Raw genomic sequence first — 16858 nt, 5'->3', positions numbered from 1 at the left:
GGGGACGGCGCTGGTGCCGTGGTGCCGACGGTCAGATGCGCAGCCAGACCGCCGTGTCCTGCGGCAGGCGGCCCGCCTCGTCCAGGGGGCCGCTGGCCAGCAGGAGGCGTGTGTGGGCGGGGAGTTCGCAGGGCGCTGTGGTGAGGTTGACGACGCAGGCCAGGCCGGGCTCTCGTACGAAGGCCAGCACGCCGTCGGCGGTCGGCAGCCACGTCAACGGGCCGTCGCCGAAGCCGGGTTCGATGCGGCGCAGACGCAGGGCGGCGCGGTAGAGCGACAGCATGGAGCGGGGGTCCATCACCTGGAGGTCGGCGGCGTACGAGGGCCAGCCTTCGGGCTGGGGAAGCCAGGGTCCTGTCATCGAACCGAAGCCCGCGTGCGGTTCGTCGGCCGCCCAGGGCAGGGGCACCCGGCAGCCGTCGCGGCCGGGGTCGGTGCCGCCGGAGCGGAAGTGCATGGGGTCCTGGATGCGGTCGCGGGGGATGTCGGCCTCGGGCAGGCCGAGTTCGTCGCCCTGGTAGATGTAGACGGCGCCGGGCAGGGCGAAGGCGAGGAGGGCGGCGGCGCGTGCGCGGCGGGTGCCGAGTGCCAGGTCGGTGGGGGTGCCGAACTCCTTCGTGGCGAAGTCGAAGCCGGTGTCGTCGCGGCCGTAGCGGGTGACGGTGCGGGTCACGTCGTGGTTGCACAGCACCCAGGTCGCGGGGGCTCCGACCGGGGCGTGTTCCGCGAGGGTCGCCTCGATGGACGTACGCAGCTTGTCCGGCTCCCAAGGGCAGGACAGGAAGGAGAAGTTGAAGGCGGTGTGCATCTCGTCGGGGCGCAGATAGCGGGCGAAGCGTTCGGCGTCGGGGAGCCAGACCTCTCCGACGAAGATGCCTTCGTACTCGTCGGCGACGGCCCGCCAGGAGCGGTAGATGTCGTGCAGTTCGTCGCGGTCGATGAAGGGATGCGGGTCGACTCCTTCGGTGAAGTCGGGCAGGGCGGGGTCCTTGGCGGGCAGGGCGGCGGAGTCGATCCGTACGCCTGCCACTCCCCTCTCGAACCAGAAACGCAGGACGTCCTCGTGCTCCTGACGGACCGCGGGGTGGGCCCAGTTGAGGTCGGGCTGCTCGGGGGCGAAGAGGTGGAGGTACCACTCGCCGTCCTCGACGCGTGTCCAGGTCGACGCGGTCGGGGAGAACTGCGACGGCCAGTCGTTGGGCGGCAGTTCGCCGTGCGCGCCGCGGCCGGGGCGGAAGTGGAAGAGTTCGCGTTCGGGGGCGCCGGGGCCTGCGGCCAGGGCCGCCTTGAACCAGAAATGCTGGTCGGAGACGTGGTTGGGGACGATGTCGACGATGGTGCGGATACCGAGCCCGCGGGCCTCGGCGATCAGCTTCTCGGCCTCGGCGACGGTGCCGAAGGCCGGGTCGATGACGCGGTAGTCGGCGACGTCGTAGCCGCCGTCGACCATGGGCGAGAGGTACCAGGGGCTGAACCACAGGGCGTCGACGCCGAGTTCGGCGAGATAGGGCAGCTTGGACCGGACGCCCGCGAGGTCGCCGGTGCCGTCGCCGTCACCGTCCGCGAAGCTGCGTACGTACACCTGATAGATGACGGCCGAGCGCCACCAGGAGGCATCGGTCGGGGAGGTGACTGCCACGTGAGGTTCCTTTCGGGGCAGGGGGGTCAGCCCTTGAGGCTGCCGGCGGTCAGGCCGCTCATGATGTTGCGCTGGAAGATCAGGAAGATGATCAGGGTCGGCAGCGAGGCGATGGCGAGAGCGGCAAGGAGCCAGTTCTCGGAGACGCTGGCGGCAAGGGAGTAGATGCCGACGTTGACGGTCTGTTTGCCGGGGTCGGGCAGGGTGAGCATCGGCCAGAGGAAGTCCTTCCAGACCGCGACCACCGCGAAGATCGACACGACGCCGAGGATCGGCCGGGACAGCGGAAGGACCACGGAGCGCAGGGTGCGCATGGACGAGGCACCGTCGATGGCGGCGGCGTCCAGGAGCTCGCGCGGGATGGAGTCGAAGAACCGCTTGAGCAGGAAGATGTTGAAGGCGTTGGTGACCGACGGGAGCCAGATCGCCCAGGGTGAGTTGATGAGGTTGCGCTCCACGACCGGCACGTCAAGGACGGTCAGGTACTGCGGTACGACCAGGACGGCGGCCGGGATCATCAGGGTGAGCAGCATCGCGCCGAGGATCGCCTTGCCGAACACGGGCCGCAGCTTGGAGAGCGAGTAGGCGGCGGCCACGTCGAAGATGAGCTGGAAGGCGAGCGCGCCGAACGCGTAGTACAGGGTGTTGAACAGGAGCCTTGCCAGGTCCATCACGCCCCAGGCGTCCGCGTAGTTCTGCGGATGGATGGCGTCGGGGACCAGGGTGGGCGGGGTCTGGGCGAATTCCTGCGGGGACTTGAGGCCGCTGGTGACCATCCAGTACAGCGGGCCGATGAAGACCAGGGTGAAGAGGACCGTCACCACGGTGAAGGCCGTCCAGTACAGGAACTTGCCGCGGGGGCGGGCCAGTTGGGCCGGGGAGATCAGGGTGCGTGTGCTCATGTCCGTGCTCTCCCCCGGCTAGTCTTCGCTGCCGGCGCGGCTCAGTCGTGCGTACGCCGCCGAGAATCCGGCGAGCAGTACGAGCAGGACCAGGCCGAGCGCAGCCGCGCTGCCGTAGTTGTTGAAGGTGAACGCGTACTGGTAGATGAGGTGGACGACGGTCAGGGTCGCGCCCTCGGGGCCCGCGCCGCCGGTGAGCAGGAACGGCTCCACGAACACCTGCATGGTGGCGATGATCTGCAGGAGCAGCATCAGCGAGAGGATCAGCCGGGTCTGCGGGATGGTGACGTGCCAGATGCGGCGGAAGATGCCGGCGCCGTCCAGCTCGGCCGCCTCGTACAACTCTCCGGGGATGGACTGGAGCGCGGCCAGGTAGATCAGCGTCGCGCCGCCCATGTTCATCCAGGTGGCGGCGACGACCACGGAGAGCATCGCGGTGTCGGTGTCCTGGAGCCAGGCCTGTCCGGGCAGGCCGACGGCCTCCAGGATGCGGTTGAACAGGCCGTACCCGGGGTCGTAGAAGTACTTGAAGAGCAGGACCGATGCCACCGGCGGCAGCATCACCGGGAGATAGACGAGCAGCCTCAAGTAGCCGCGTCCGTGCCGGAATTCGTTGAGGATCAGGGCGATGGCGAAGGGCACGGCGAAGCCGAGGAGCAGCGCGAGTCCGGTGAACAGGAGGGTGTTGCGCCAGGCCTGCCAGAACGCCGGGTCGTTGAAGATGTAGGTGAGGTTGGACCAGCCCGCCCAGACCGTCTCGCCGTTCTCGGTCTTCTGGAAGGCCAGGATGAACTCCCTGACCATCGGATACCAGGAGAAGACCGAGAAGCACAGGAGGGCGCCGATCAGGAAGGCGTGGGCGGTGAGGTTGCGCTTCAACGCCCGGCGGAACGAGCCGTGTTCGGGGCCGGAGGCCCGGCCGCCTGGCGGCGGGGAGGGCCTGCGGGCCTCGTTCTTGTGGAGGGTGGGCGCGGACATCACTGGTTGGCCAGTACCTGGTTGACCTGCTGTTCGGCGGTCTCGAGCAGCTTGTCCGCGTCGGCGTCCTTGTTCGTGAGGACGGCCGACATCAGGGTGTCCAGGACCTTGTAGACCTCTTGCGCCTTGGGCGGTTCGGCCTTGCCCGTGACCGGCTTTCCGGTGAAGGCCTGGAAGTTCTCGACGGGCATCGTCGAACTTTCCTCGCGGGCCTTGTCGTCCTTGGCCTTGCTGTCACCGGTCCAGAAGTTCGGCTGCGGCAGCCCGACGGGCAGACCGTCCGCCTTGGTGCGGGCCCAGTCGAACTGACCCTTTCCGACGCTGAGGAACTTGAAGTTGATCCACGCGATCGCGGCCTTGATCTGGTCTGGCGAGCTGCCCTTCTTGATCATGTAGTCGTTGCCGCCGAAGAGCGTCGCCTTCTGGCCGGGTATCGGACCCATCCCGAAGTCGTCGTACTTCGCGCCGAGGTTCTGCACCATGTACGTGATGTCGTCGGGCGCGGCGAGGAACATGCCGAGCTTGTCGGCGGCCATCTGCTTCTGCAGGTCTCCCCACTTGAGGAGCTGGGTCTTGCCCATGCTGTTGTCTTCCCAGCGCATGGCCTTGAGGTTGTCGACGATGCTCTTGCCGGTGTCGTTGTTGAAGGCGGCCTTGGTGCCGTCCTTGCTCACGATGTCGCCGCCGAGGCCGTAGGTGGTGGCGGTGAAATGCCAGCCGCCGTTGTTACCTGCGCTGTACTCGCCGAATCCCGAGACGCCGTCGCCCAGGTCGGCGATCTTCTTGGCGGTCGAGCGGACCTCGGCCCAGGTCTGCGGAGGCGAGTTGGGGTCGAGTCCGGCCTTCTCGAAGAGCTTGCGGTTGATGAGCAGGCCCATCGTGTAGTTGCTGTAGGGCAGGCCGTAGAGCTTGCCGTCCTTCTTCAGGACGCCCAGGACGTTCGGGTCCATGTCCTTGAGGGCCGGTACGGACTTGTCGTTGACGTAGGCGCTGATGTCCTGGGCGCCGTCGTTGTCCAGGACCTGCTGGAGATCGGTGAAGTAGGTGTAGAAGACGTCAGGTTGGGACTTCGCCTTCAGCATCGCCGTGAAGCGGGGAGGCTCCAGGCAGGGGTCGGTCTGCTTCCCCTTGATCGTGACGTTCGGGTACTTCTTGTTGAACGCCTCGACGTCCTCCTTCCACTGCTTGAGCTCGGCCTTCTCGGCAGCCGGCGGCATGCAGTCGATGGTGAGCGTCACCTTGGTCTTCGGGTCCAGCGGGGCGGCGGCGTTGGCCGCGTTGGCGCCGTTGTCCCCGTCGGAGTCGCCCTCGCCACTGCTGCTGGTGCCGCAGGCGGCCAGGGCGGTGAGGGCGAGCGCGGAGGCGACGGCGGTGTGGAAGGTGGTGCGGCGGCGGATACGTGGAAGCGGCATCCGGAAGCTGCTCATCGGTGGACCCCTTTGGACAGCGTCACCCGCCCGTGCGGGCAGGGACGGCATGGCAGGAGCAGGGAAGCCCACAGCTGCGCGGACTGTGTGGCGGCGCTCACTCAAGCACCGCCGACAGTTCAGCGCAATATCTAGCGCGATGATTGAAAGAAGTTGACTGTACGAAACGGGGATCGTCCGGCGACCCGACCTGACCCCGCACCTCTGGCTGATCTTGCGGCTGGTCCTGCGGCCGGCCCTGCGGGGATCGCCCGTCGAGCGCCTACTCCTGCGGCGCCTGACCCGTCGAGCCGCGCACCACGAGCTCCGGTTCGAAGAGCAGCTCCTCGGTGGGCACCACGCTCCCCGCGATCTGAAGCGCGAGCAGCTCGACCACGGCTCGGCCCATGGCCTCGATCGGCTGACGCACCGTGGTCAGCGGGGGTTCGGTGCAGGTCATGAACGCCGAGTCGTCGTAGCCGACCACCGAGACGTCCTGCGGGACGCCGAGACCCCGGCGGCGCGCGGCGCGCACCGCGCCGAGCGCGAGGGGGTCGCTCGCGCAGACGATGCCGGTGACCCCGGCGTCCAGGAGACGTGCGGCGGCGGCCTGGCCTCCCTCGATCGAGAACATCCCCCGCGAGACATGCCGCTCGGGCAGCTCGCCGCCGCCTTGCTCGGCGATCGCGCGGGCAGCGGCGAGCTTGCGCTGCGACGGCATATGGTCGGCCGGCCCGAGCACCAGGCCGATGCGGCGGTGGCCGAGCGTGGACAGATGCCGCCAGGCCTGCTCGACCGCGACCGCGTCGTCACAGGACACCGCGGGAAATCCGAGCCGCTCGATGGCCGCGTTGACGAGGACCACCGGGATCTTGCGCGCCGCGAGCCGCTTGTAGTGCTCGTGCGGGGCATCCGCCTGCGCGTACAGCCCACCGGCGAAGACGACTCCGGAAACCTGCTGTTGCAGCAGCAACTCAACATAGTCAGCCTCGGACACGCCGCCCTTGGTCTGGGTGCAGAGCACGGGAGTAAGGCCCTGCTGGGCGAGCGCTCCCCCGATCACTTCCGCGAACGCGGGGAAGATCGGGTTCTGCAGCTCCGGCAGCACGAGCCCCACGAGCCGGGCCCGCTCGCCACGCAGCTGGGTGGGCCGCTCGTACCCCAGGACGTCCAGGGCCGAGAGCACGGACTGCCGGGTCGCGTCGGAGACCCCCGGCTTGTTGTTGAGTACCCGGCTGACCGTGGCCTCGCTGACCCCGACCTTCCGCGCCACCTGAGCAAGTCGTCGCGTCATGCACGCAAGAATAGTGCAATTCTTACGTTCTGTTTGCGTGCTTGCTGAATCCGTTCGGGATCGCCTGCGCCGAGCCTGGCCAGGGCCGAACGGGTGAGGGCGGATCGTTTCGGCGGCGAGCCTCCGTGGATTCAGGTATCACTGCTGGTCAGAGCGGGAATGCGGGATGCGTTCACGTGCCGTTCCCAGCATTCATGTGCCGTTCCCGGCATTCACGTGCCGTTCCCAGCAAAGGAAGAGATCCATGCGTCTTCGTCACTCACTGGCCGCCGCGGCCGGTGCCGCCGTGCTGATCCTGACCGTGCCCGGCTCCGCCTACGCCGCCGAGGGCGATTTCAGGTACACGTACATCGACAGCGACGGTGAGGAAGAGCAGGCCACGCTGCACGACCCGAACAGCGGCGAGTGCGTCACGCTCCCCGAGGCTGCCCAGGAGTACCACCAGCCACCCGCCCACTCCCCCAAGAACCGCACGGATTCCTTCGCGATCGTCTTCACGAACGCCGACTGCTCCGGTGACACTTTCACGTTGCGCCCCCACACCGGTGGCGCGAGCGAGCGGTTGAAGCTGCGGTCGGTTCTGTTCTCCTGAGCCTGCGCGTCACGCCTCAGGCACCTCAGGGGACGCGGGCGACCGCGACGTAGAAACCGCTCAACTCGGCCTTCGGTGCCGGCGATTGCTTGTACCAGTGCGTCGCCGTCACCAGGCCCGGCTCGACCAGTTCCAGTCCCTCGAAGAAGCGCTCGACCTCCGCGCGGCGCCGCATCCTCAGGGGCACCTGGCCCTTCTTGTAGGTGTCGGTGACGGAATCCGCGAGCTGGGGGTGTTCGTCGGTGGTGCCGTGGGACAGCACCAGATAGCTCCCGGGCGGCAGCGCGTTCACCAGGGTGCGCGTGAGGCCGTAGGGGTCCTCTTCGTCGGTGATGAAGTGCATCAGGGCGATGAGGGAGAGCGCGATGGGCTGCTTGAAGTCCAGGAGTCGGATGCGTGGTCGAGGATCGCTTCCGGCCGGCGCACATCCGCCTGGACATAGTCCGTGGCGCCTTCCGGGCTGCTGACCAGCAAGGCTTCGGCGTGCCGGAGGACGATGGGGTCGTTGTCGGCGTACACGACCCGGGAACTGGGAGCGATCGCCTGGACGATCTGGTGGAGGTTCGGGGCGGTGGGGATACCGGTGCCGATGTCGAGGAACTGCCTGACACCGTTGTCAGCGAGCCAGGCGGAAGCACGGTGCATGAACGCCCTGTTCCGTGCCGCGTTCGCGCGTGCCTCGGGCGGCAGCTTCTCGCCCATCTCCTGATCGACCAGGTAATTGTCCTTGCCGCCCAGAAGCCAGTCGTAGACCCGGGCCGGGTGCGGCTTGCTGGTGTCGATCAGGATGCTGGCGTCTTCTGCGGTCATCCAAGGATCTTCCGAGCGCCCAGGTCACCATGTCAACCGTCACGGCTGGTGAGGGAGTTGCCTCCGTTGCCTCCGGCAGCGCCTAGAGCTGCCGGAGGTGGTCGCGCAGGCTGCGGGCGACCTGCGCCATGAGGGCGTCGGCGCCGGGCTGCGCACTCGCGGGTACGAGGGACTCGGTCAGGGCGGCGATCGCGAAGGCCTGGCCGTCGGAGTGCTCGACGACGCCGATCTCGTGACGGAGGTTGAGGAGACTGCCGGTCTTGGAGGACCAGGTGCTCGCGTCGGAGCTGAAGTCCGGGGCGAGCCGGTGCCGCAGCACGTTGTGGGCCAGGAGGTCGCGCAGCCGCTGGGCCACGTCCGGGTGGATCTTCGACGGCGTCCACAGGGCCTGCAGCAGGTCGACGTAGGTGCGGGCACTGCCCGTGTTGGCCCGGGTGGTGTCGAGCTGCGGCACCCGGTGACCACGGCCGCTGGTGCCGGCGTCGATGGCGAGGGCGTGGGCGAGATGGGCCTGGTCGGCGTCGAAGCGTTCCACGGGGGTGTCGGACAGCTCGCCGACGCTGTGCCGGACGGCGATGCCCCGGATGCCGAACTCGTGGAGCATGCCGGTGACTTGGGCGGGCGGGGTGAGCTCGAACAGCGCGTCGGCGGCCATGCCGTCGCTCAGACAGGTGCTCAGGTAGAGCAGGTCGTCGATCGCGATCCGGGCGGGGTGACGGAATCGGCTCAGCCCGGTGGGACCGGGCGTGATGACCCGCCCTGGCTGCACCTCGAGCACCGTCGCCCCGTCGAGCTCGCCCCGCCGGATCCGCTCCAGCGTCGCGAGCGCGAGCGGGACCTTGACCAGTGAGGCGGACGGCAGGTGGGTGTCCGCCTCGATGCCCAGCTCCTCCCCCGTGTGCAGATCCCGCACGAGCAGACAGCCGTGCAGGCCGCCGTCGCGCAACTGCAGGCGCAGATCGCGCAGCAGAGCCTCGGTGCTCAGACCACCGCGCAGGTAACCGTTCATGCCCACCCCACCTCCGTGCCCAGGTTCATCGTGCCGCTCCTGCCATGGCCCCGGCCAGGGCGCCCGCCCCCAGGCAGCGGGCGATGGCGTCGCCCAGGCGCGCCTCGATGTGCTGCGGATTGCCCTCCGCGGCGGCGGCCAGGGCGAACCCACGGCCGAGCGTGACCTCACCGATGGGCCGCCAGGTCAGGGCGAGTTCCTCGGCCTGCGCGAGGGAGCACAGCAACAGGTCGCCCGAGCACAGGACTTCGGCCGCGGCACTCGTCAGGTCGGCCGCGGCGACGAGCTGCGCGGGCCGCAGGCCCAGCGCGTCGCGCAGGCGCGTCAGGGGGTCGCGGATGTGCGGCACGTCGTCCTCGGGCTGGATCCAGACGCGGCGGGCCGGGCCTGGCGAGGCGCGGCCGACCCGCAGCGTCTCCAGGTAGACGCGCCGGACGCCGGGATCCTGGGCGCCGGCGAGACCCAGCGGCACGGACCACGTCGCCTCGTCCGCGGGCACCGCGAGCAGCGCGGCGCGCACCTGCTGTGCGTGGAGGAGCTCCCTGCGCTGGGTCGGCGCCGCCACCCGCAGGTCGAGGTTGACGCCGTGGCCGCGTGCCTCGGCGACGAGGCGGGCGAGACCGGCCGTGGAGCAGATGCCGGGCACCGCGAGCCGCCAGGGCTTGCGCTTGACGGCTTCCGCCTCGTCGAGGAGCACGTCCGCCGCCTGCACGAGCTGCCGGGCCGTGGGCAGCATGTCGCGCCCGAAGGGGGTGAGGACGGCGCGCCGCGACGTGCGCTCGAACAGCGGCTCGCCGAAGCGTTCTTCCAGCGCGGCGACGCGACGGCTTGCCACCGACTGGGACATCCGCGCCGCGGCCGCTCCATCGGTGAAGCTGCCGTACTCGCTGACGCTGACGAACGCGCGACATGCTCCCACCAGATCCACGCCCGAGATCCTATGCCAGATCAGCATGGAACCACGCATGAGCGTATTGGACCGCATACGCACCCGAGGGCGAGGGTGGCACCGGCACTCACGACCACGTACCGGGACGGAGCCGTGCCGCCCCGTCCCCCACGCGCCCTGTCCCTGGGGCACCTCGGAGGTTTTGGCCCATGCAGCACACCCGCGCCGCCCGTCCACAGCAGACCCGTGCCCGTCGCGCCGTTCTCGGCGCGCTTGCCACGTTCTGCCTCGTCCCGCTCGTGGCCTGCGCCAATGGCGACTCCTCGGCTTCGTCGTCGCCTTCCACGGCGACCACCAAGCCCGCGGGAACCACGAAGCCCGCAGAGGCGACGAAGCCGTTCACCGGCGATCTCAAGGCGCTTGAGGACAAGTTCGACGCGCGGCTCGGCGTCTACGCCATCGACACCGGCACCGGGCGCGAGGTGGCCTACAACGCCGGTGAGCGCTTCGCCTACAACTCCACGTTCAAGGCGCTGGCCGCCGGAGCCGTACTGGGCAAGTACTCCCTGAGCGGCCTCGACCGGAAGATCACGTACTCCAAGGACGATCTGGTCGCCAACTCGCCCGTGACCGAGAAGCACGTCGACACCGGAATGACCCTGGGCGAACTGTGCGACGCCGCCGTCCGCTACAGCGACAACGCCGCGGCCAACCTGCTCTTCGACCAGCTCGGCGGCCCCAAGGGCCTGGACGCGGCGCTCGAGAGGATGGGGGACGATGTCACGCGAATGGAGCGCCGTGAGCCCGAGTTGAGCACCTGGGTGCCGGGTGAGACGCGGGACACGAGCACACCGCGGGCGCTGGCCAAGGACCTGCGCGCGTTCGTACTCGGAGACGCTCTCCGCAAGGGCGAACGCGCGCAGCTCACCAAGTGGCTGAAGACCAACACCACCGGGGACAAGACCATCCGGGCCGGTGTGCCCAAGAACTGGGTGGTGGGCGACAAGACCGGAACGGGCAGCTACTACGGCGCCCGCAACGACATCGCCGTGGTGTGGCCCTCGGACGGTGACCCCATCGTCATGGCGATCTTGTCGAACCGCGGCAAGAAGGACGCCGAGCCCTCCGACAAGCTGATCGCGGAAGCGACCTCCGTGGCCGTCGACTCGCTGACCACGGCGAGGAGCCCTCGATGACGGATGCCGCACCGCTCACCGGCCCAGGCAGCAGACCCGGCGGCCCCGGCAGCAGACCCGACGGCCCGAGCCGCAGACCCGCCAGGAAGGCCCCACGCGTGGTGGTCGCGGCCGGGCTGACGCTCGCGCTCGCCGCGGGCATCGCGTACGCCGCGGAGCTGGGCCCCTTCGACCCGGGGCCCCCGATACCCGACCCGGAGGCGACGAGGCAGGCGCGGGCGTTCCTGTCCGACTGGGAGGCGGGGCGAATGTCGCGCGCGGCGGCGCTGACCTCGCGTCCCGAGCAGGCGGAGCGCGTCCTGAAGAGCTTCACGGCCGGGCTCGACATCAGCGAGCCGACCCTGACTCCGGGCGCGGTCACGGCCGGTGAGGACGGCACCGTGACCGTGGCCTTCACCGCCAAGATGCCGGTCACGGAGCTGGGCACCTGGACCTACGCCTCCGCCGTGCCCCTGCGCGAGCAGGACGACGGCACATGGAAGGTGGAGTGGGCGCTGTCCCTCGTGCACCCGAAGCTGAGCGGCACGGAGAAGTTCCGTCTGGAGCGGGAGGACGCCGCCGGACCCAAGATCAACGACCGCGACGGGGACGCCTTGTCGAGCAGGACGCACCCCTCCCTCGCCCCGCTGCTCCCCCAGATCGCCGGGGGCAGCGGCGCAGGTCCCCGCGGCGCGGTGCGGCTCGTCGACCGGGTCACCGGTGAGGTCAAGGCGACGGAGGCCTCCTTCGGCAAGAAGTCCGACCGTCCCGCCGACCGGCCTGTGGCCACCACCCTCGATGCCACGTGGCAGTCCGCGGCGGAGAAGGCCATCGCCGCCGAGGCCGACGGCAAGGACGCCGCGCTCGTCGCCCTGCGGATCGACGACGGGGAAATCCTCGCCGTCGCCAACTCCCCCTCATCCGGGTTCAATCGCGCCGTCTCGGGGACCTACGCGCCGGGCTCCACCTGGAAGCTCGTCACCACCAGCGCGCTGCTGCTGAAGGACGCGGTCGCGCCCGGCGATGTCGTGGACTGCCCGAAGTACCTCACCGTCGGCAAGCGGTTCCAGAACGTCGAGACCTCCGAACACCGGGGCGCAACGTTCCGCAAGGACTTCACCACCTCGTGCAACACCGCCTTCATCAGCCTGCGCGACAAGGTCGGCGACCAGGAACTGGGCGATGTCGCCGGCAAGTACTTCGGGGTCGGGCAGAAGTGGAGTGTCGGCATTCCCTCGTACGACGGATCGGTTCCGACCCCCCGCGACCAGACCGAGAAGGCCGCGTCGATGATCGGGCAGGGCAGGGTGCAGGCCAACCCGCTGATCATGGCGTCCGTCACCGCGACGGCGGTCTCCGGCGCCTTCCACCAGCCCACCCTGACCGGTGGCGCCAAGGACACGACCGCCACGACCCCGCTGCCGCGCGAAGTCGTCACGCAGCTGCGCGAGTTGATGCGCGCGACGGTCACCGACGGCACGGCCTCGGTCCTTGCCGACCTGCCCGGCGAGGTGGGGGCGAAGACGGGTACGGCCGAGGTCTCCGAGGACGCCCCCAACAACGGCTGGTTCGTCGCCTACCGCGGCAACGTGGCCGTGGCCTGCGTCGTCGAGAAGGGCGTCACAGGTGGCGCGTCGGCCGGGCCCGTCGTCCGCAGCCTCCTCGGAGCCGTGCCCGACGACCCCTCCTGACGGGCCCGTCGCGAGCCTCAGGAGTCCCGGCACTCCACGTGGCCCCAGCCGTGGGCGTTCTTCGCGATCTTCTCTCCTGCGGCATAGGGCTTCTGGCAGTGGCAGCGGCCGGGGAACTTGGCCTTGATGACGCCGCCCGAACTCCCCTTGCCCGCCCGTGCGGTGGAGCTCTTGCCCGCGGTGGAGCTCTTGCGCGGCCGGGCGGCGGGGGAGGCCGTCATGCGCTCGGGCCGCGGTTCCGGGATCGTGAGCGCGCCGTGGGCGGTTCCTGCGGCCTTCTGCGTCGTCGCGGCGTCGCTGGCCGCGACGTCGGCGATCGCGTTGAGGTGGTCGCCGTCCGCCTGGTGGGCCGCGACGTGCCGGAAGGTCACCGCGCGGCCCTGGAGGAGTGCGTCGATGCGGACGACGAGGTCCTTGTTGGCCACCGGCTTCTTCGCCGCGGTCAGCCAGCCGTTGCGCTTCCAGGACGCGATCCACTTGCTGACCGCGTTCATCGCGTACTGGCTGTCCATGCGGACCTCCAGCGGGACGGCCGGGTCCGTGGACTCCAACAGCTCGGCAAGCGCGGTCAGTTCGGCGACGTTGTTGGTCGCGTCGCCGAGCGGCCCCGCCTCCCACCGCTGCGGCCGCTCGTCGGCATCGGCGACCACCCAGGCCCAGGCCGCGGGCCCGGGGTTCTTCTTCGCGGCTCCGTCACAGGCGGCGATGATCAAGTCAGACATCCCTCGATGATGCCAGCCCGCGAGAGGCCCGGAGGCCACCGCCCCTCTGACGACACCGGTCCGCCGACACCGGTCCGCCGACACCGGTCCGCCAGGCCTAGGCTCCGCCGGCGTCCAGCGCGGGGGCGATGACCGCGAAGGCCTGGTCGGTCAGCTCGGCCGGATCCTCGACGCCGTCGCTGTCGCTCCACCGTTGCAGCACGGCGTCGAAGGCGGACAGCGCCATCCCGGCGGCCAGCCGCGGGTACAGGTCGACGCCCGCGTCACGCCCCAGGCGCCGCGCCACCTCCCCCGTCAGGTCGTCGCCCCACTGAGCCTGGTGCTCAAGGAAGCGCGCCCGCAGGGCCGGGGTGCGCAGGATCAGCCGCACCACGGGCAGCACCCGCTCGGAGTGGTCGCCACAGGCGGTGAGGGGAACCCACACCGCGTGCCGCAGCGCCACGGAGGGCCGCTCCTCGACGGGGCGGGCCGCAAGCTCCGCGTGGATGCCGACCCCCATGTCGGCCAGGAACTGGACGACCACGTCCTCCTTGGACGCGAAGTACCGGAAGAACGTCCGCCGGGAGACGCCCGCGGTGGTCACGATCTCGTCGATGGTGACCGCGTCGAACCCCTTCCGGGCGAGGAGTTGCAGCGCCGCTTCGGTCAACTCGTTCGAGACGAGCTGTCGTTTGCGCTCGGCCATGGTCACTTCGGGGCGGGAACTCACCGGGCCATAGTACACGCCATGCCTTTCATGACACTCAGGCACCTCTTGACACTGAGTGCCACGAGCGACAACATGTGCCGCATGATGCAGCAACAGCGCTGGACAGCCGAGCAGATCCCCGACCAGACCAAGCGGGTGTTCGTCGTCACCGGGGCCAACAGCGGCCTCGGTCTGGCCACCACCCGGGCGCTCGCCCGGCAGGGCGGGCACGTGATCCTCGCGGTCCGCGACGAGGGCAAGGGCCATCAGGCGGTCGCGGAGATCACCGCCGCACAGCCGGACGCGAGCCTGGAGGTACGCCGCCTCGACCTGGCCGACCTCGATTCGGTCCGCGGCTTCGCCCATCGTCTGCGCGCCGACCACCCACGCCTCGACGTGCTCATCAACAACGCGGGCGTGATGGCGCCGCCTCGTACGCTCAGCAGGCAGGGCCACGAGCTGCAGTTCGCCTGCAACCACCTCGGCCACTTCGCGCTCACCGGCCTGTTGCTCGACCTGCTGGCCGCCGGAACCGACCCCCGAGTGGTGACGGTGAGCTCGATCAACCACCGGCAGGGACGCATCCACTTCGACGACCTGACCGGCGAACGCGGCTACAAGCCCATGGGCTACTACAACCAGTCGAAGCTCGCCAACGCCGTCTTCGGCCGGGAACTCCACCTCCGGCTCACCGAGGCCCGCAGTCCGGTACGCAGCGTGCTCGCCCACCCCGGCTACACCGCCACCAACCTCCAGATGGGCACGCCGATCGGCCTGTGGCGCGTGGTGCTCGGCCGCATCGGCAACCCGCTGTTCGCCCAGCGCCCGGCCGAGGGCGCACTCCCCCAGCTGTACGCGGCGACCGAACCGGAGGTGGAGAGCGGCCAGTTCATCGGTCCGGGCGGCATGGCCGAGCTGCGCGGCGCACCGACCCGGGTGCGGCTGGCTCCCGTGGCGGCGGACGCGGAGACCGGGCGGCGCCTGTGGGAGCTGTCGGAGCAATTGACCGACGTACGGTTCGCGTTCCCGGCCGCCGTGTAGCAGGCGCCTCCGGAGGAGCCCCGTCAGCGCCTGACGGGGCGGATCAACTCCCAGGCCTGGAGAGCGAAGTCGAGGGTCATGCCGTGGCGCTCGTACAGGGCGAGAGCGCCGCTGCTGTTGTCGGTGTCCACGCCGAGACCTATTCGGTCGCGGCCCAGCGCCGCGTAGTGGCCGAAGGCATGGCGCAGGAGGTAGCTCCCCAGGCCCTGGCCCCGGGCCTGGCGCAGCACCCCGAGGCTGCTGATCCACGCCATCGATGTGCGGTCGTTGTGGGTGTGCAGCACCGCCGCGTCACCCAGGCCGTCGACGTGCGCGATCCACATCAGGGACCAGTCGGTGCGCTCGGCGTCGATGTCGTCCAGCCACTGCTCGTACGTACGCGGCTGGAAGTCGAAGTGGTCGGCGAAGGTCTCCTGCAGCAGCCCGTGGGCACGCCTTCGGTCCGGCTCGGCCAGGCAGGGCCGGAGGGTCACCCCGGGCGGCGGCACGGGCACCTGATCCGCGTCCGTGTCCGCGTCCGCGGACAGGGGGCGGGCCATCGAGTTGTAGCGCCGGACCGTCGTCCAGCCTCGTCCGCGCAGCGCGCGCAGGTCCACGGTGGGGGCGATGTTGAGGTGCAGGTGCACCACCGCCCGGTCCGCTCCGTTGGCGGCGGCGCGCTCGGTGGCACGCGTCTCCACCAGGTCGAACAGATACTGGGCGGCCTGGGGCCGGTCGGGCAGCGTGTAGCACTCCGTGTCGATCCGTTCGCCGCCGGACTCGTCCCACAGCATCCCGTACGCGATCAGCCGGCCGTCGTCGAACAGCAGCCAGGAGTCGTGCTCCAGGTCGACTTCCGGGTGCTTCAAGTCGGCCTGGGTCTCGGTGAGTTCGGTGTCGGCGCGGCCGATCTCCAGCAGGACGATCTCGTTGAGCAGCGCGCACACCGCCGCCGCGTCGTCGAACGTCGCGGGGCGCACCGTCAGGCCGGGCGGGAGGGTGGCGGGCGTGGTCATGGACCCACTCTCCGGCGCCAGGAAGCGGGTCCGCAACGGACTTTCCGGGGCCGTGCCGGGGCCGCGGGGCCCCGGCACGGCGGGGTCCGGCTAGATACCGAACGGCGCGGCGTAACGCACCGTGCCGCTGGGCAGCGGGTGACCTGCGTCGAGGGCGAGGGCCATCATGGCCTCGTCCGGGACGTCGATGCTGATGCCGATGCCGTACGTGGAGGCACGGGTGAAGCCGAATCGCGGGTAGTACGCCGGGTGCCCGAGGACGGTGACGAAGCGCTCACCCCTGTCCTTGGCCACGTCGAGCGCGGCACGGATCGCCGCGGAACCCGCACCGGTCTTCTGGTACTCGGGGAGTACGGCGACGGGGGCCAGGCACAGGGCTGGAGTGTCCCCGATGTGGCAGCGGGTCAGCAGCGCGTGGCCGACGATCTTGCCGTCCTGACCGGTGGTGACGAGGGACAGTCCGTCGATCCACGCGGGGTCGGCGCGCAGCGCGTCGACGAGGTCGGCCTCCGCCGGGGTGTCGAACGCGGCGACTACGACGGCGCGAACGGCGGGGATGTCAGCGCCGGTCTCGGCACGCGTGATCCAGGTGTTGCTCATGGCGTTGCCCATGGTGGTGTCGCTCATGGTGGATGGAGATCCGTTTCATGGTGGGTTCGTGTGGGTGGCGCCCCGCGAGCTCACGCTTCCAGCGAGGGCGAATCCAGCTGAGGTCAGGCCACGGCCCGGGACGTGAGGGTGGTCCGGGCGGTGCGCATGGCAGTGGCCTTGAGCGCGGTCATCAGCCCCAACTCCCAACATCCTCGGTACGGATTTCACGAACGCCGTAGATCTTATCATCCGGGCAGCGGGCAGCCCCTCAATTCCGGTCCCCCGGATCGGCCATCAACGGGGTGACCAGCCAAGCGGTCAGACCCCTTGCATGTTCTATGCCATACCCCATAAGTTACCGAGCAGTAGTCCAGGGTCGGGCGCAGCTCGGCGACGCGAGGAAGGCTCCCGCATGTTCGACGGCCTCTTCACCGCC

The 16858-nt window shown here is 69.8% G+C and carries 15 protein-coding genes and 1 pseudogene; 4 read left to right on the top strand and 12 right to left on the bottom strand.

Annotated elements, in window-relative coordinates:
* Nucleotides 1-31: 31 nt before the first annotated feature.
* The 5 genes from E5671_RS41760 to E5671_RS41740 all read right to left on the bottom strand — a co-directional run bounded on the left by E5671_RS41760 (nt 32) and on the right by E5671_RS41740 (nt 6219).
* Complete coding sequence (locus tag E5671_RS41760) at nt 32-1639, bottom strand: alpha-amylase family glycosyl hydrolase (RefSeq protein ID WP_160509411.1); 1608 nt, start codon at nt 1637-1639, stop codon at nt 32-34.
* Nucleotides 1640-1665: 26 nt separating this feature from the next.
* Nucleotides 1666-2541: a carbohydrate ABC transporter permease gene (locus tag E5671_RS41755; protein WP_160509410.1), complete on the bottom strand. Its 876-nt coding sequence runs from the start codon at nt 2539-2541 to the stop codon at nt 1666-1668.
* 18 nt (nt 2542-2559) lie between these two features.
* Nucleotides 2560-3519, bottom strand: coding sequence for a carbohydrate ABC transporter permease (locus tag E5671_RS41750; RefSeq protein ID WP_160509409.1), 960 nt, complete (start codon nt 3517-3519; stop codon nt 2560-2562).
* Nucleotides 3519-4931, bottom strand: a complete 1413-nt coding sequence (locus E5671_RS41745) for an extracellular solute-binding protein (protein WP_160510765.1) — start codon at nt 4929-4931, stop codon at nt 3519-3521. Before E5671_RS41745 ends, E5671_RS41750 begins: the two co-directional genes overlap by 1 nt.
* Nucleotides 4932-5208: 277 nt before the next feature.
* Nucleotides 5209-6219 carry a LacI family DNA-binding transcriptional regulator gene (locus E5671_RS41740; RefSeq protein ID WP_160509408.1) on the bottom strand — a complete coding sequence of 337 codons (1011 nt, stop codon included), beginning with the start codon at nt 6217-6219 and terminating at the stop codon, nt 5209-5211.
* A 244-nt stretch (nt 6220-6463) separates the two neighbouring features.
* On the opposite strand from E5671_RS41740, the gene E5671_RS41735 reads away from it, so the two are divergent.
* Entirely contained in the window at nt 6464-6811 is a 348-nt protein-coding gene (locus tag E5671_RS41735; protein ID WP_160509407.1) for a hypothetical protein, read from the top strand.
* Between the two features lie 25 nt (nt 6812-6836).
* On the opposite strand, the pseudogene E5671_RS41730 reads toward E5671_RS41735, so the two are convergent.
* The 3 genes and pseudogenes from E5671_RS41730 to E5671_RS41720 all read right to left on the bottom strand — a co-directional run bounded on the left by E5671_RS41730 (nt 6837) and on the right by E5671_RS41720 (nt 9558).
* Nucleotides 6837-7621: pseudogene (locus tag E5671_RS41730) on the bottom strand (SAM-dependent methyltransferase).
* Nucleotides 7622-7703: 82 nt separating this feature from the next.
* Entirely contained in the window at nt 7704-8606 is a 903-nt protein-coding gene (locus E5671_RS41725; protein ID WP_202122718.1) for a serine hydrolase, read from the bottom strand.
* A 49-nt stretch (nt 8607-8655) separates the two neighbouring features.
* Nucleotides 8656-9558 carry a LysR family transcriptional regulator gene (locus E5671_RS41720; protein WP_336605996.1) on the bottom strand — a complete coding sequence of 301 codons (903 nt, stop codon included), beginning with the start codon at nt 9556-9558 and terminating at the stop codon, nt 8656-8658.
* Between the two features lie 170 nt (nt 9559-9728).
* On the opposite strand from E5671_RS41720, the gene bla reads away from it, so the two are divergent.
* Nucleotides 9729-10715 (top strand): class A beta-lactamase, encoded by a 987-nt coding sequence (gene bla / locus E5671_RS41715; protein WP_160509404.1) that lies wholly within the window; start codon nt 9729-9731, stop codon nt 10713-10715.
* Nucleotides 10712-12385: a penicillin-binding transpeptidase domain-containing protein gene (locus E5671_RS41710; protein ID WP_160509403.1), complete on the top strand. Its 1674-nt coding sequence runs from the start codon at nt 10712-10714 to the stop codon at nt 12383-12385. Before bla ends, E5671_RS41710 begins: the two co-directional genes overlap by 4 nt.
* Nucleotides 12386-12402: 17 nt before the next feature.
* Here E5671_RS41710 and E5671_RS41705 read toward each other — a convergent pair whose 3' ends face one another.
* Nucleotides 12403-13107, bottom strand: coding sequence for a ribonuclease H family protein (locus E5671_RS41705; RefSeq protein ID WP_160509402.1), 705 nt, complete (start codon nt 13105-13107; stop codon nt 12403-12405).
* A 97-nt stretch (nt 13108-13204) separates the two neighbouring features.
* Nucleotides 13205-13792, bottom strand: coding sequence for an acyl-CoA-like ligand-binding transcription factor (locus E5671_RS41700; protein WP_160510764.1), 588 nt, complete (start codon nt 13790-13792; stop codon nt 13205-13207).
* A gap of 105 nt (nt 13793-13897) precedes the next feature.
* Between E5671_RS41700 and E5671_RS41695 the strand changes: the two genes are divergently transcribed.
* Complete coding sequence (locus E5671_RS41695; RefSeq protein WP_160509401.1) at nt 13898-14836, top strand: oxidoreductase; 939 nt, start codon at nt 13898-13900, stop codon at nt 14834-14836.
* A gap of 23 nt (nt 14837-14859) precedes the next feature.
* Here E5671_RS41695 and E5671_RS41690 read toward each other — a convergent pair whose 3' ends face one another.
* The gene (locus tag E5671_RS41690; protein WP_160509400.1) at nt 14860-15831 is read right to left on the bottom strand and encodes a GNAT family N-acetyltransferase; all 972 of its coding nucleotides are present in this window, start codon (nt 15829-15831) and stop codon (nt 14860-14862) included.
* A gap of 90 nt (nt 15832-15921) precedes the next feature.
* A complete protein-coding gene (locus E5671_RS41685) occupies nt 15922-16431 on the bottom strand; it encodes a GNAT family N-acetyltransferase (protein ID WP_160510763.1) in 510 nt (169 codons plus the stop codon).
* Between the last annotated feature and the right edge of the window lie 427 nt (nt 16432-16858).

Origin of the sequence: Streptomyces sp. BA2 (assembly GCF_009769735.1) — a bacterium.
Lineage (GTDB): Bacteria > Actinomycetota > Actinomycetes > Streptomycetales > Streptomycetaceae > Streptomyces.
The sequence above is the reverse complement of the archived record's forward strand: the minus strand, read 5'-3'. Positions and strand labels throughout refer to the sequence as shown.

Coding starts and splice junctions, on each gene's coding strand:
- E5671_RS41705 (WP_160509402.1), bottom strand. CDS start 13,107: ATGTCTGACTTGATCATCGCCGCCTGTGACGGAGCCGCGAAGAAGAAC.
- E5671_RS41690 (WP_160509400.1), bottom strand. CDS start 15,831: ATGACCACGCCCGCCACCCTCCCGCCCGGCCTGACGGTGCGCCCCGCG.
- E5671_RS41740 (WP_160509408.1), bottom strand. CDS start 6,219: ATGACGCGACGACTTGCTCAGGTGGCGCGGAAGGTCGGGGTCAGCGAG.
- E5671_RS41700 (WP_160510764.1), bottom strand. CDS start 13,792: ATGGCCGAGCGCAAACGACAGCTCGTCTCGAACGAGTTGACCGAAGCG.
- bla (WP_160509404.1), top strand. CDS start 9,729: ATGCAGCACACCCGCGCCGCCCGTCCACAGCAGACCCGTGCCCGTCGC.
- E5671_RS41710 (WP_160509403.1), top strand. CDS start 10,712: ATGACGGATGCCGCACCGCTCACCGGCCCAGGCAGCAGACCCGGCGGC.
- E5671_RS41695 (WP_160509401.1), top strand. CDS start 13,898: ATGATGCAGCAACAGCGCTGGACAGCCGAGCAGATCCCCGACCAGACC.
- E5671_RS41755 (WP_160509410.1), bottom strand. CDS start 2,541: ATGAGCACACGCACCCTGATCTCCCCGGCCCAACTGGCCCGCCCCCGC.
- E5671_RS41745 (WP_160510765.1), bottom strand. CDS start 4,931: ATGCCGCTTCCACGTATCCGCCGCCGCACCACCTTCCACACCGCCGTC.
- E5671_RS41685 (WP_160510763.1), bottom strand. CDS start 16,431: ATGAGCAACACCTGGATCACGCGTGCCGAGACCGGCGCTGACATCCCC.
- E5671_RS41750 (WP_160509409.1), bottom strand. CDS start 3,519: ATGTCCGCGCCCACCCTCCACAAGAACGAGGCCCGCAGGCCCTCCCCG.
- E5671_RS41735 (WP_160509407.1), top strand. CDS start 6,464: ATGCGTCTTCGTCACTCACTGGCCGCCGCGGCCGGTGCCGCCGTGCTG.